Origin of the sequence: Streptomyces sp. SCPE 10, from assembly GCF_051980735.1 — a bacterium.
In the GTDB taxonomy this organism is placed as follows: domain Bacteria; phylum Actinomycetota; class Actinomycetes; order Streptomycetales; family Streptomycetaceae; genus Streptomyces; species Streptomyces misionensis.
In genome coordinates this window covers 2,541,160-2,555,122 of sequence record NZ_CP197069.1, presented here as the reverse complement: position 1 = coordinate 2,555,122, position 13,963 = coordinate 2,541,160, and the positions used below count along the sequence as shown (strand labels likewise).

Annotated in this window: 11 protein-coding genes; 6 read left to right on the top strand and 5 right to left on the bottom strand. The window is 73.5% G+C overall.

The window, feature by feature from the left end:
* Window positions 1-75: 75 nt before the first annotated feature.
* Window positions 76-3,042, bottom strand: coding sequence for a glycoside hydrolase family 35 protein (locus ACSP97_RS12040; RefSeq protein ID WP_440557451.1), 2,967 nt, complete (start codon window positions 3,040-3,042; stop codon window positions 76-78).
* Window positions 3,043-3,115: 73 nt separating this feature from the next.
* Between ACSP97_RS12040 and ACSP97_RS12035 the strand changes: the two genes are divergently transcribed.
* Entirely contained in the window at window positions 3,116-3,574 is a 459-nt protein-coding gene (locus ACSP97_RS12035) for an RrF2 family transcriptional regulator (protein WP_355529366.1), read from the top strand.
* Window positions 3,575-3,625: 51 nt separating this feature from the next.
* Here ACSP97_RS12035 and ACSP97_RS12030 read toward each other — a convergent pair whose 3' ends face one another.
* A complete protein-coding gene (locus tag ACSP97_RS12030; RefSeq protein ID WP_358303961.1) occupies window positions 3,626-6,148 on the bottom strand; it encodes an SdrD B-like domain-containing protein in 2,523 nt (840 codons plus the stop codon).
* 230 nt (window positions 6,149-6,378) lie between these two features.
* Here ACSP97_RS12030 and ACSP97_RS12025 point away from each other — a divergent pair, with 230 nt between their 5' ends.
* Window positions 6,379-7,089, top strand: coding sequence for a hypothetical protein (locus tag ACSP97_RS12025; RefSeq protein ID WP_391878511.1), 711 nt, complete (start codon window positions 6,379-6,381; stop codon window positions 7,087-7,089).
* Window positions 7,090-7,098: 9 nt separating this feature from the next.
* Here the strand turns inward: ACSP97_RS12025 and ACSP97_RS12020 are convergent, their stop codons facing one another.
* Complete coding sequence (locus tag ACSP97_RS12020; RefSeq protein WP_440557448.1) at window positions 7,099-8,442, bottom strand: right-handed parallel beta-helix repeat-containing protein; 1,344 nt, start codon at window positions 8,440-8,442, stop codon at window positions 7,099-7,101.
* A gap of 88 nt (window positions 8,443-8,530) precedes the next feature.
* On the opposite strand from ACSP97_RS12020, the gene ACSP97_RS12015 reads away from it, so the two are divergent.
* Complete coding sequence (locus ACSP97_RS12015; RefSeq protein WP_440557446.1) at window positions 8,531-9,685, top strand: Dyp-type peroxidase; 1,155 nt, start codon at window positions 8,531-8,533, stop codon at window positions 9,683-9,685.
* Window positions 9,686-9,835: 150 nt separating this feature from the next.
* Window positions 9,836-10,807, top strand: coding sequence for a helix-turn-helix domain-containing protein (locus tag ACSP97_RS12010; RefSeq protein ID WP_440557445.1), 972 nt, complete (start codon window positions 9,836-9,838; stop codon window positions 10,805-10,807).
* Here the strand turns inward: ACSP97_RS12010 and ACSP97_RS12005 are convergent.
* A complete protein-coding gene (locus tag ACSP97_RS12005; RefSeq protein WP_355529354.1) occupies window positions 10,801-11,217 on the bottom strand; it encodes a hypothetical protein in 417 nt (138 codons plus the stop codon). The genes ACSP97_RS12010 and ACSP97_RS12005 overlap by 7 nt on opposite strands.
* A 234-nt stretch (window positions 11,218-11,451) precedes the next feature.
* On the opposite strand from ACSP97_RS12005, the gene ACSP97_RS12000 reads away from it, so the two are divergent.
* Together ACSP97_RS12000 and ACSP97_RS11995 are read left to right on the top strand one after the other, a co-directional pair.
* Entirely contained in the window at window positions 11,452-12,168 is a 717-nt protein-coding gene (locus ACSP97_RS12000; protein ID WP_440557443.1) for an SCO2400 family protein, read from the top strand.
* Window positions 12,169-12,297: 129 nt separating this feature from the next.
* A complete protein-coding gene (locus ACSP97_RS11995; protein WP_440557442.1) occupies window positions 12,298-13,458 on the top strand; it encodes a serine hydrolase domain-containing protein in 1,161 nt (386 codons plus the stop codon).
* Between the two features lie 8 nt (window positions 13,459-13,466).
* Here the strand turns inward: ACSP97_RS11995 and ACSP97_RS11990 are convergent, their stop codons facing one another.
* On the bottom strand, window positions 13,467-13,886 hold the full coding sequence (locus ACSP97_RS11990) for an organic hydroperoxide resistance protein (protein WP_440557440.1): 420 nt from the start codon (window positions 13,884-13,886) through the stop codon (window positions 13,467-13,469).
* Window positions 13,887-13,963 lie beyond the last annotated feature (77 nt).

Sequence of the window (13,963 nt, the reverse complement as noted above, 5' to 3'; positions counted from 1 at the left end):
GTACGCGCCGGGATATGCCCTCGTCACGCGGTCGCACCCCCGGCCCGCGGCGACCGCCCGCCCCGACGCGCCGTCTCAGCGACCCGGTGACGGCACCACCGACACCTCGGTCCCGCCGAGCGCCCGGCCCAGCAGCGACAGCCGCACCGTCCCCGGTCCCGACAACGTCGTGAACTCCGAGAGCACCGCCAGCGCCAGCGTGTTCTCGCCCCGCGTCCGCAGGATGCCGTTGGGCAGCACGAACGTGTGCTGCGGGCCCACGTTGTTGATGTACTGCCCGAGGTTCCAGCCGTTGAGGAAGATCTGCGTCCGGTACGCGCGGTACGGATCGTCCTCCAGCGTCAGTCCGACGGACGCGTCGACGTCGCCGGGCACCGCCAGCCGGAAGGTCGTCCGGTACCAGGTCACCCCCTGGTACCGCGCCGACACCGGGAAGTCCACCGGCTCCCAGTCCCGGTCCGCGAAGCCCGGCAGGTGCCAGCCCTCCCGCTCGCCGTGCAGCCCGCCGTTGTTCAGCGGGCCGCGCACCGGGTCCGGCGGCCCCTCGCCCCGGATGCGCCAGACGACCTTGGGCGAGGCGCCCGTGAAGACGGCCGCCGTCAGCCCGCGGGCCGCCTTGTGGCCGTCGTCCGCCTTGCCGTCCTGGTCGTGCTGCATCCGCCGCACGAGCACCGACAGCACATGCCGGCCGGGGGAGCGCAGCTCCTCGCGCACCGGGAAGGCGGCCGTGTCCGTCCAGGTGCCCTTGCGGACGGTGTCCCGGTCCGGCACCGGCATCCGGTGCGTGCCCAGCGGTTCGCCGTCCAGCCAGGCCATCAGCAGGCCCTGCGTGCCGGTGCTGTAGCCGAGCGCGACCTCCTCGATGCCGCGGGCGTCGTCGAAGGTGCCCCGGTACCAGACGTCGCCGTAGTGGAAGCCGTAGTCGTCGGCGAAGAGCACCGGCTGCCCCTCGGGGACCGCGGTGGTGCTGAACGACGTCTTCCTGTCGGCGATCCGCCAGCCGGAGTCGTCGTAGCCGGGCCCCGCCTCCGGGTTCTCCCGCCGCATCCGCCAGCCGCCGAGCCGGGGCAGCCGCACCTCGGGCACGCCGGGCAGCGGGCCGGTGGTCATCAGGCTGCCGGACAGGGTCACCCGCACCGGCAGCCTGCGGCCGTTCCACACCAGGGTGTCGATGCCCCGCGGCCCCCACACCTCCATGCTGGTGGTCTCGGCGATGTCACCGCTCAGATGGACCTCGGAGCCGCGCACCTCGGCGTGGCGCAGCAGGGCCGGGCCGTAGACCAGCACGGTGCCGGACGGGGTGTCGTACGGGAACAGGCGCACGGCGGTGGCGTCGTCGGCGAGCAGGAGCAGCAGCGGGCGGTCCCGCTCGCCCTTCTCCACCAGCACCCGGATCAGACCGCCCTGCCCCAGCGGCGCGTTGACGTGCAGCCCGGTGTCGTCCAGGACCCACGCGGCCTCCGGGTCCAGACGCAGCACGTCGGGCTCGTCGGGGCAGTCGACCAGCAGCTCGGCCATCTCGCCCTTGGGCCCGGTGAACACGGCGATGTCCTGCCGGCCCGCGGTCACGCGCATCGACGGCTGGACGCTCGCGTACTTCAGCTTGCGCGGCCCCAGCGACAGGTCGGCGGCCACCAGCTTGGCGTCCCGGGCGGGCACGCTGATCCGCAGGTCGCCCGCGGCGGTCGGCAGGTCGGCGGTGACCGTGTCGTCGCCGTCGTTGCGGGCGACGTACACATGGGCGCCGGTGTCCGGGTTGGTCAGGTGGTAGACCTTCAGGCCGGTGGCCCGCACGTCCGCCGCGCGGTCCAGCTTCGCGAAGTCCGGGACGCGTTGCAGCAGATGGCCGAGCTGGTGCATCGGCGCGATCTTGTCGGTGACCTGGCGGGCCTCGTCGATGGCCGCGCCGTAGTCGTACGACGTGTAGACGACCGGCGCGGGCAGCCAGCCCCACGAGGTCCCGCCGAAGGTCATGTAGACGTTGTGCAGGGTGAGGCCGTTGGCCAGGTTGGTCAGGTAGAAGCGGCGCTCGTAGGCGGCGTCCCGGGTGCGCCGCGACTCCGCGTACCCCAAGCCGTCGAAGAAGACGCCGCCCCACGGGTCGAACCAGCCGCCGCCGAACTCGGGCACGAACCCGGGCGTCGACGGCGAGGCGCTCGCCCCGCCCTTGGCGCCGCCGGGCCCGAACGTCCCCCAGTCCGGCGGGGTCGACTCCGGCGAGGGGTACCCGTCGAAGCCGTACAGCCAGCCCCCGCGCTCCGAGCCGGTGTCGAACGAGCCGGGGGTCCAATAACCGTTGCGGCCCTTGTCGTTGTGGAACAGCGGTACGTCGATACCGTCGGCGCGCACCTTCCGGTACAGGTGGGACATGTAGGCACGGCTGCCGGCCGAACCCACCCGCGCGTCGTACTCGTTCTCGATCTGGTAGAGCAGCACGGTGCCGGTGCCCTGGGTGAACAGGTGCTTGCGGGCGATGCGGTTCACCTGCGTCAGCCACTCGTCGACGTGCGCCAGGTACTCCGGGTCGTCGGACCGGGCCCGGCCCCTGGTCGCGGTCAGCCAGCCGGGGAAACCGCCGCCGTCCACCTCGGCGTTGATGTAGGGGCCCGGCCGCAGGATGACGTACAGCCCGGTCTCGGCGGCCGTGCGCAGGAACAGGTCCAGGTCCCGGACGCCGGTGAAGTCGTACCGGCCGGGCGCGGGCGAGTGGTAGTTCCAGGCCACGTAGATACTGACGGCGTTGTAGCCGTGCGCCCGCATCTTCTGGAGCACGTCCCGCCACAGGGACGGGCTGGGCAGCCGGAAGGGGTGCAGTTCGCCGGACCAGACCACCAGCCGCTTGCCGTCGACCAGCAGGGAGTAGCGGTCGTACCCGATGGTGTGCGGTTCGCCGTCCGCGCTCGGCGGGGCGGGCGCCGGACCGGTCGGCACGGTGCGCGCCGCGAACGCCGAGGACGCCCCCGGGCCGCCGCTGCCGCCCAGGGCGAGACCGAGCGCGGCCGAACCGGCCAGGGCACTGAAGGTACGTCTGCTGAGCGCCAAGGTGGAGCCTCCGGGCGATCTTACGGGCGCGGATGCGGCCATTCTCCACGCGGGGGCGTCCCACAATGGACCCATGAGGATCTCGGCACGGGCGGATTACGCGGTACGGGCGGTACTGGAGTTGGCCGTACGGCAGGGTAACGGCCCGGTGAAAGCAGAGGAAATCGCGTCCGGGCAGCAGATCCCGCACAAGTTCCTGGAGGGCATCCTCGGCGATCTGCGCCGCGCCGGGGTGGTGGACAGCAGGCGCGGCGGGGGCGGCGGTTACCGGCTCGCGCGCCCGGACGCGGCGATCACCGTGGCGGACGTGATCCGCGCGGTGGACGGCCCGATCGTCTCGGTGCGCGGCGAACGCCCGACGGGCCTTTCCTACACGGGTACGGCCGAGCCCCTGCTCCCCCTGTGGATCGCGCTGCGCGCCAACGTCCGCCGCATCCTGGAGGGCGTCACGATCGCGGACCTGGCGGCGGGCGCCCTGCCGGAACCCGTACGGTCCCTGGCGGCGGAACCGGCGGCGTGGGAGAACCCCTGACGGCGACGGGCCGGTGCGAGGCACCGGCCCGTCTGTGGGGTGGAGCGGGTGTCAGCGGCGGCGTCCGGCCAGGCGCCTACGGCTCACGTAGACGACGGCCGTGCCCGCGCCGAGCAGCAGGGCGACGAGGGAGAGGAGCCTTCCCACGTTCGCCATGCCGGTGCTGGCGAGGGGACCGCTGCCGCCGCCCTGGTGGGTGCCGCCCCCCGGAGCGGCGGGCGTACCGGCGGCCGGCGGTGCCGAGGCCGGGGGAGTGGACGCCGGGGGAGCGGACGACGGCGGGGCGGAGGGCGTCGGCGGCACCTTCTTGGGGATGTACACGCCGGCGTCGATGGTGTGGTCGACACCGCCCGGCTTCGCCGGCGCGGTGACCGGCGTCGATCCCTTGCACAGCCGGCCGGAGCGGGGCGGGGTCACATTGGAGTCGTGCGCCCGGTCGGCGCCGGCCCGCGGCAGGGTGAACCGCAGCTTGGTGGCCGGCGGCTGTCCCGGCACGTCGGTGGTGTCCGCGGTGCACACGTCGAACTCCACGGTGTACTTCGCGCCGGGCGTCAGCTGGTAGTCGGCGCCGACGCCGCCGAAGTAGTACTCGCCGTCCGCGTCGGTCCTGGTCGTGGCGACCTGCTTGCCGTCGGCGTCCAGCAGGTTGATCGTGGCGCCCGGAAGCAGCACCTGCCCGGCGTCCTGGATGCCGTTGTGGTCGCCGTCGTACCAGACCACGTTGCCGATCTGGATCGGGGCGTTCGCCGCGGCGTACGCGATGTCGCCGAGGCCGCCGGCCTTGCCGAACCCGTTCTGGTTCAGGCCGATGAACTGATAGGCGTTGGCGTTCGGGTCGTTGCCCGGGCCGGCGCCGGTGGTGATGTCGTAGTAACCGGTCCCGTCGGTGGCGACATGGGCGGTCGGGTCCATCTGCGTGGTGACGACCCACTGCTGCTGCGGGATGTAGGCGACCGAGCCCAGCGAGGTCTCCTGGTGCGGACCGGCCTGGTCCGGCGCGCCGACGTTCGGGAAGAAGTCACCCGGGAAGTACTCGACGACACCGGCGGACTCGGCCCCGTCGACGCGGGCACCGGTCGCGTGGTTCGGGCAGTTCCCGGTGCCTTCCCACGCGTACCCGCCCTCGGGCTTCGCGCAGGCCATGGTGATGTCACCGCCGGCCATGCCGTTCTCCGGGGTGTCGTTGCCGTCCCTCGGGTCCAGCCCGCCCCAGCTGACCACGTCCATGAACCGGTCGCGGAAGCCGAGGATCAGGGAGCCGTCGCGGGCGAAGGCCATGCCGGCCAGCTCCGGCTGCGGGTCGATCATCGTCCCGTTCACCTTGAGGCTGTCCCAGTCCTTCAGGCTGGAGTTCCACGGGTTCCAGAAGTGGGCCTGGGGGAAGGCGGAGTCGCCGGTGAGGACGTTCCCGCGCTCGTAGGTCAGCGGGTGGGTCAGCACGGGGGTGAACCGCTTGCCGTCGTAGGTGGAGACGACGACCTTCAGGTCCTCGCGCTTCTGTGTGCTCTCCGCGCTGCACACGCCGCCGACGTAGAGGGTGTTGTCGTGGGTGGCGAGGCCGAACGGCCGCCAGTCGTCGGACGAGGCGCAGCCCGGGTCGGGGATCGGCACCGTCGCCTTGGGCGCCGAGGCGGTGGTCCCGGTCGCGTCGAAGCTCACCAGCGCGCGGGTGCGCAGGTTCACCGCGTACAGGGTCCGGCCGTCCTCGGACAGGGCGAGACTGCCGATGGACTCCTTGCCCGGCGCGTCGGTGAACCCGGCGTCCTTGATCATGCGGGCGGTGTCGTGCGCGGTGACCGTGGCGCCCGGCACCTTCGCGAACAGCTTCGGGGCGCCGCCGCCGGTGGTCGGCACGGTGTAGATCGCGTCACCGCCGTCCGGCCCGTACGGGGTGTAGCGGCGGGCGAACTCGGACTGGAACAGCCGCTGGTGGTCGCGGTCGTAGGCGAGCCCGAACGTCGTGCCCACCTGCTCCTGCGTGGCGAGCACGTCCGGGCAGGCCGTCTGGTCGGGGCAGGTGCCGCGGGTCTTGGTCCCGAAGGCCACCAGTGCCCGGGTGTCGGTTCCGCCGGCGGCGTTCTGCACCGGCACGAAGTACCGCGTGTCCGGCAGCGCGTAGTCGGCCGGGTCCCAGACGCCGGTGATCACCGAGGCGTCCTTGCCGCCCGAGACGTCCACGAACGTGGTGAAGCTGTCGAAGTGGTTCTGCGCCGTCGAGGCCGGCGCCGCCCGCAGATACCCGCTGTAGGGCGCCGGGACCGTGACGTCCACGCGGTACCGGCCGCCGGACAGCGAGGCCGACGGGGCGACCACGACCTTTCCGGTGGCGTCCGTGACACCCGAGACGTGATGTCCCGCGGCGTCGGTGACCGTGACCTTCATTCCCCGTTGCGGCACGTCCATGGTCGTGTTGATCACGCCGGTGCCGAAGAAGTCCCGCAGTGTCTCGACGGTCAGTGTGCCGTCGGAGGTCGAGGCACCGGCCTGCTCGGCGCCCGTCGCGATCATGCCCGTGGCACCGCCCGTCAGCAACAGACAGGACAGGCCCACCCGCACCAGCCTACGTAATGGCATCGCATTCCTTTGCGTCGTCTACGTCATCGCCCGACTCGGCACAGCTCGACAGCAATCCCCTTGGTAACCATACGAGTTGACGAGCTGTCATATATGTGAAAACGGAAAAGTCGGGGAGGCGGCGGAAGGGCCTGTTAGCATCCCGGCGCGTGCGGACCATGAAGAGCAGGCGAGGTCTTTCGCGGCGCGCGGCGGACGGACGCCGCCGCCGGCCGAAGTTACGTTGGGCGGTGGCCGGGCTCGCCCTCGTGGCCGCCGCGGCGACCGCGTTCGTCCTGGTCGGGAACGGCGGCGATCCGGGCGGCAGGCGCGCGTTGACGCCGGACGAGGCGAACCGGCTGGCGATCACGCGGTTCCGCAACTACCAGGCGGGCGGCCGCGCGGTGACGATCACCGTACCGAGCGCCGCGGGCGGGCTGGTCGTCACCGGGTCCGTCGACTACCGCGCCGAGATCGGGTACGGGGTGGTGCACGGCACCGGGCGCGACGCGTCCGGCGACGGGCTGATCCAGTGGACGGCCGGCACCGTCCTGGTCCACCCCATGGCCGACGCCCCCGCCACGGCACCGCCGTCACCGCCCGCGTCCGGCTGGTACCGCCGCCCGCTCCAGAAGGCCGGGAGCTCCCTGGACAGTGCGCTGGCCATCGCGCTGGGTCTGGGCAGCGACCGGCCGGACAACGCCGAACTGCTGCCGCAGAACGGTGCCGCCCGGCTCGGCCACGACACCGTGCACGGGCATCCGGTGGACGTGATGACCGGCCCGGACGCCCGCGCCCGGGCCGGCACGGCGGACACCGTGCGCTACTGGATCGGCTCGGACGGCACCATGTACCGGGTGCAGGCCGGTGTCGCGTCCGAATCCCGGCCGCTGGTCATCGACTTCGGCACCGGCCGGTACACGCCGGTGCGGCCCGCACCCGGCATCACCCCGACGCGCTAGCCGTATCGCTCACGAGCCCTTCACCCGCGCCCCCGCCGCGAGCAGCGACGGCGGCGGCAGCGGGATGTCCGCGGTGTCCGGCAGCGCCGGGACGGCCGGGACCGTGGTGGCGCCGGTGGTGGTGGCGTCCGGGAACTGCGGCTGCGGGCCGGGCGCGACCACGTCGGTGAATGGGATGCCCCGGGGTGCAGTCGGCTTCGACCAGGTGCCGGACGGCGTGGGCGAGTCGGCGGGCAGCGGACAGGCCGCGGTCGCCGCGAGCCGGGCGGGCACGGTGGTGCGCAGCCTGTTGCCGCTCAGGCAGTTGCCCTTGCCACGGGTGGCGGAGGGGAACGTCCAGCCGACGTCGACGCCGTTGGCGGCGAAGGTGTTGTCCGTGATCCGGTTGTCGTCGGAGGGCAGGTCGGCGGTCGCGGTGATCACGAACCCGGCGTCGGCGTTCCCGGTGATCCGGTTGCGCAGGAACCGGTTGCCGCTGCCGCCGTCCACCCCGACGCCGATGCCCCAGCCCCCGTCGGCCTGTTCGGGGGTCCCCGGCTGCTGGTTGTCCGCGATCAGGTTGCCGGCGACGACCGCGCCGCGCTGCGGCAGCAGCTTCTCCTGGTGGTCGGAGTCGGTGGTCAGGCCGACACGGTTGCCGACGAGCCGGTTGCCCACCACGTACATGTCCCCGCTCGCGTTGGTGCCCTCGTAGCCGACCGCGTTGAGTTCGGCGATGTTGTCCCGCACCACGACCCGGCACGGCTTGCACTGGCCGACGTAGATCCCCGAGTCGGCCCCGCCCGAGGCGTAGGAGTGCTCGATGACACCGTTCTGCGCGGAGAAGGCGTAGATGCCGTACAGCCCGTTGCGGGTCGCGGTCACGTACGAGACCAGGAACGACTTCAGGAAGGAGACGGGCTCGTCGCCGGTGTCGTAGCCGCCGCTGTGCCCCGGCAGCCCGGCGACGGCCGCCGCCGAGCCGGTCACCAGCACCCCGTTCTGCGTGTTGTCGCGCACGGTCAGGTTCTCCACGGCCACCCCGGGCGCCGCGACGACGACACCGTTCGGCTGCCGCAACCGCCCGTCGATGACGACCTTCTCCCGCGACTCGCCGCGCAGGGTGACGCGCGGCGTCCTGATCCTCACCGACTCGTGGTACTCGCCCGGCGCGACCAGCACCAGGTCGCCGGGCCGGGCCAGGGCCACCGCGTCCGAGATCGTCGGGGCGTCGGCGGGCACGTGGATCGTCACCCGCGCGCCGTCCGGCCGCCGGCCCTTGTCCGCGCCGTCGCCCCCGCCGCTGCCGCAGCCGGCCACGAGCGTCAGGGTGCCGAGCACCGCCGCCATCACGCGTAGAGCTAATCGAGGCATGATCCCAGAATGGCACGACCGGCGAATTCCGTGCGGAAATCCGGAAGTTGAGCGTCATGCGCGATTCCGGTATGGCACGCTGCACCCCATGCGCCGAGCCGATCGCCACCCGTCACGCCGCGCGTTCCTCGATGTCACCGGCGCGCTGGCGGCGGCCGGTCTGACCGCCGGGTGCACCGCGGACGCCGCCCGGCCGGGCCGGCCCGGCCCGGCGGCGACCGGCGCGGCACCGGTGCCCGCGACGGGCCGGCACCAGGCGGGCGTCACGCTTCCCCAGCCGGCCCAGCACCATCTGCTGGCCGTGGTCGCCGACCTCGGCGCCGGCGTGGACCCCGGCCCGCTGCTGGCCGAACTCGGCACGGCCATCGACGCGTTGACCTCCGGCAAGGACCCGCGCCTGCTCGGGCTGCCGCCGGGCGACCTCACCGTGACCGTCGGCGTGGGCCCGCGGCTGGTGCGCGCGGTCGGCGCCTCGCTGCCCGGCGCGAGGGACCTCCCGCGGTTCTCCCGCGAGCGGATCGCCCCCCACGCGCGCGGCGGGGACCTGCTGCTCCAGATCTGCGCGAGCGACGCCCCGGTCGTGCCGGTCGCCGCCGCCGCGCTGCTGCACCAGGCCGGTGACCGCGTCCGCGAACGCTGGCGGCAGTCGGGCCACCGCGGCGCGGACGTGCCCGTCGGCGAGGGCCTGGCCGCACCCCGGAACCTGCTCGGTTTCATCGACGGCATCGTGGGCCCGCACACGGCCGCCGAGCAGCGACGCGACCTGTGGCTGGCCGGGCCGCCCGCGGTCGCCGGGGGCACCCTCGCCGTGGTGCGGCGCATGGAGCTGGACCTGCCGCGGTTCGCCGCCCTGCCGGTGGCCCGGCAGGAGGCGGTCTTCGGGCGGCGCCGGGCCGACGGCGTGCCGCTGTCCGGCGGCAGCGCGGCCGCGGGCCCCGAACTCGGCGCCAAGACTTCCGACGGGCGCTATCTCGTCCCCGCGGACGCCCATGTGCGCAGGGCGCACGCCACCGTGGTCGGGGTCGGCCTCATGCTTCGCCGCTCCTACAGCATCGACGAGCCCGCCCCCGGGCTGCTCTTCATCAGCTTCCAGAACGACCTGCGGACCTTCACCGCCACCCTCACCCATATGGACGTCTCCGACGCGCTGCTGCCCTTCACCACGACGACCGCGAGCGCGACGTTCCTGATCCTGCCGGGCTTCGACCGCGGGCACCCGCTCGGTTCCGGCCTGTTCGGCTGATCGCCTGCCGGCCGGTCCGGCCGGCCCCCGCCCGGCCGTTCACCCCGGCGCCCCACAAAGCGAGTTGTCCGATTTGGCGCTTGTTTGGTGGGATCTGGTAGCCCGAAGGTGGAGGTGAGCGCATAAATCGGCAGATGGGGGAACGATGCCATGCTCGGAGACGTCTTCGACACCGAGGACCTGCCGGTGCGGGACCGGGTGGAGGCATGGCGGGAGATCACGGCGAACGCGCTGGTCCCCAACGAGTTCCGGGTCGACCCGGCGTCCGGGTTCCGGGCGTCGCTGCGGGCCGCGAACCTCGGCGGTGCGCAGGTGGCGGCCATGACCTACGGGTCGCACCGGACCCGGCGCACCCCCCGGCTGATCCGCCGGTCCGACCCCGAGATGTACGCAGTGGGGCTCGTCCTGCGGGGCGTGCAGGGCATCCTCCAGGGCCGGTGCCACGCCTGCCTCGACGCGGGCGAGCTGGTCGTGTACTCCACCTCGCACCCGTTCGAGGCCGTGGTGGACGTCCGTGACGGTGTCGCGGCCTCCGTCGTGGTGCAGGTTCCCAGGGCCCTGGTGCCGTTGCCGCCGAGCCGGGTGGACCGGCTGCTGGCCGCGCGGCTGCCGGGCCACGAGGGGGTGGGGCGGCTGCTCGCCGGCTTCCTCGTCCACCTGTCCACGGACACCGGGCCCTGCCGCCCCGCCGACGGCCAGCGGCTCGGCGGTGTCCTCGTGGACCTGCTCACCGCGTGGCTGGCGCACCACGCCGACGCGGTGGACCGGACGCCGGCCGAGACGCGCCGGGGCGTCCAGCTGCTGGAGGTCCAGCACTTCATCCGCCGGCACCTGGGCGACGCCGAGCTGACACCGGCCGCGGTCGCCGCCGCCCACCACATCTCCCTGCGGTCCCTGCACCGCCTCTTCCGCGAGCACGCCGGCGGCATGACGGTCGCCGCGTACATCCGCGCCCAGCGGCTGGCCGCCGCCCGCCGCGATCTCGCCGACCCGCGGCTGGCCTCGCGGCCCGTGCACGCGACGGCGGCCCGGTGGGGCTTCCCCCGGGCCGCCGACTTCACCCGCGCCTTCCGCACCGCGTACGGCACGACGCCGAGCGAGTACCGCGCATCGGCTCAGTAGGCGATCCAGCCCTTGGACGAGGACGTGCGGTTGAACTGGAGGTAGAAGCCCGAGCCGTGCAGGACGTCCTTGGCGACGACCGTCCACACGCCCGCCTTGGCCGACGTCCAGCCGTTGCACGCGCCGGTCTTCTTGAAGCAGACCTTGACGCTCAGGCTGACGTCGGACTTCACGTTGATGTCGTTGCAGTTGCTGGTGGTGTACGCCCACGTGCCGGTGGCGGGCCAGTGCGCGTTGCTGCTGCCGCCGCCCGCCGTGCTGGTGTAGTACTTGGCGCCGCCGTAACAGGTCGCCTTGACCGCCGGGCCGGCCTTCGGCGCGGCGCCGGCCTGGCCGGCCGCGAGCATGGTGCCGCCCGCGACCAGGACGGCGGCGAGGGCGACGGGTGCGATACGGGTACGGGTGCGCATGGAGCTTCCCCCTTGACTGAGCGGTTCGGTCAGAGGAAATGCTGTCGACTGACGCCCGACGGCGCGTTAGCACCGAGTGCCTGCCGCTTAGCACTGCGTGCCCGCGGCGGGGGAGGAGGGGGCGGGCCGGGACGGGCGTACCCGTGTTTTTCGAGAATCCTTTCGATCCCGCACCAAATCTTCACAGTCGTGTCTGGGAACGTGACGCGGGTGGACCTTAGTCTTCCGCGCGTCATGGACTACTGCCTCCCGTGCCGACGGCACCTCAACGGCGCCCTGGTCTGCCCCGGGTGCGGCACGCCGGCCGACCGGCCGGCGGACCCTGCGGCCCCTGTGCGGGCGGAAGGGGGCCGGGAGGAGCCGGACCCGGGGAAGCCGGCGGAGACGGAGTCGGTGCGCGAGGAGCCGCCGGGGGAGTCCATACGGTCCCGGTCCCGCTCGGAACGGCTCGGACGCAGGGCCGCCGCCCACCGTCGCCGCCGTCGCCGCACCCTTCTGATCGCCGCGGGCCTCCTGCTGGCGGCGGGCGGACTCGGGGTCGCCGAACTCGGCACGGACGCACCCCTGGCGTCGTTCACCGGGGGTGGTGGGCACGCGTCCGCCACCGACACCTCGGCAGGCGGCGGCGCGAGCGGCGCCGCGTCACCGGGCGGCGGTACGGCCGTGTCGTCGCCGGGCGGTGCCGCGCCCTCCGCCTCCGGCTCCCCGACAGCGCAGGCATCCGCGTCCGCCTCCGGCTCCGCGTCCCCCTCGGCCGGCGGCTCCGCCACCGCCACGGACGAGCCGCCGTCGTCCCCGGTCGCCGGCGGCAGCGGCGGCGCACCGGCCCCCACGGGCCCCGCCACCCCGCCGGCCACCGCCCCCGCCACCAGCCCGCCGGCCTCCGCGCCGCCACCTCCCGCGCCCTCGCCCACCCACACCTGCGCGCGCTTCCTGTGGTGGTGCGGCTGATCCGGTCCGCTGCCGCGCGCCTCTTCCGTGCCATCGGCCATCCGGGGCATCGGTGACACCGTCGGGCCTTCCGGGCGGTTGAGCCGGGCAGGAACACCGGTCGAGCAGAGGTCGAGTGGAGGAGAGCGGATGACGCGGGACATCACCGTGCGCGGCACGGTCGCCGAGGGCTACGAGGCGGTGCGCGAGGAGTTCACCGCCTTAGTCGCGGGGGAACGCGAGGACTACGAGGGCCAGTTGTGTGCCTATGTGCACGGGCGGCAGGTCGTGGACCTGTGGGCGGGTGAGGGCGCGGCGGGCGACGCGCTGTACGGCGTGTTCTCCGCCGGCAAGGGCGCGGCGCATCTCGTCGCGGCGCTGCTGGCGCAGGACGGCACACTGGAGCTGGACCGCAGAGTCACTTACTACTGGCCGGAGTTCGGGGCCGAGGGCAAGTGCGAACTGACGCTGCGGGACCTGCTGGCGCACCGGGCCGGACTGGTCGGCACCGACGCCGGATTCACCCGCGCCGAGCTGGCCGACGACCGCGCGATCGCCGAACACCTGGCCGACCAGCGGCCGTTCTGGCGCCCGGGCGCCGCCTTCGGCTACCACGCCCTGGTCATCGGCGCGTTGACGGGGGAAGTGGTGCGCCGGGCCACCGGGCGGACCGTCCAGGAGCTCTACGAGGACCGGATTCGCGCCCCCTACGCCCTCGACCTCCACCTGGGCCTGCCCGCCGTGCAGGAGTCCCGCTTCCGCCCGGTCCAGCCGCCGCTGCCCACCCCCGAGCAGCAGGCGGCCGTCGACGCGCTGCGCGCCGGTCCGCACACCCTCTCGGCGATCGCCTTCAACCGGCACGCGGCCGAACCGACCGAACTGGAGCGGCTGCACGACGACCCGCTGATCCGCGTCAAGGGCCCCGCCTCGGTGGGCGCGGTCGGCTCGGCGCGGGGGCTGGCGCGGATGTATGCGGCGATGATCGGCGAGGTGGACGGCAAGGCGCCGCTGCTGAAGCCGGACACGGTCGCGGAGTTCGGCCGTGTCCACTCGGTCGGCTACGACCTGGTGACCCGCACCCACAAAACCTTCGGGCTGGGCTTCCAGGCCACCGCCGACCTCTGGTACCCGTTCCTGGGCGCCGGCGCGCTCGGGCACAGCGGCGCCAACGGCACCCAGGCCTTCGCCGACCCCCGCAGCGGCCTCGCCTACGGCTACACCCGCCGCCGCTTCCTCTTCCCGTACGGCGCGGCCCCGGAGAACGCCCGGCTGGCGCGGGCGGTGCACAGAGCCGCGCTGGCGCTGGGCTGACCGCCGGCTCAGGCCAGCGTGACGGTGATGTTCCCGCGCGTCGCCTTCGAGTACGGACACACCTGGTGGGCCTTCTCCACCAGGGCCCGGGCGGTGGCCGCGTCGGCGTTCGGGATGCGCGCGGAGATCTCCACGATGATCCCGAAGCCCTCCTCGTTCCTGCCGATCCCGACCTTGGCGGTCACGGTCGAACCGGAGACGTCGGCGCCCTCCTGCCGGGCGACGACGGCCAGCGCGCCCTGGAAGCAGGCGCTGTACCCGGCGGCGAACAGCTGCTCCGGGTTGGTCCCGGCGCCGCTGCCGCCCATCTCCACGGGCGGGTTGACGACGATGTCGAGCCTGCCGTCGTCGGTGGCGACCCGGCCGTCCCGGCCGTTCTCGGCGGTGGCGACGGCCGTGTACAGCACATCGGACTGGGTGAGGGGCATGCGGTGTCCTCCTGGTCGGTCCGCCGCCGACTCGCGCCCACGATCGACGGCGGATTTCGGAAAGAAGTTACCGCAAG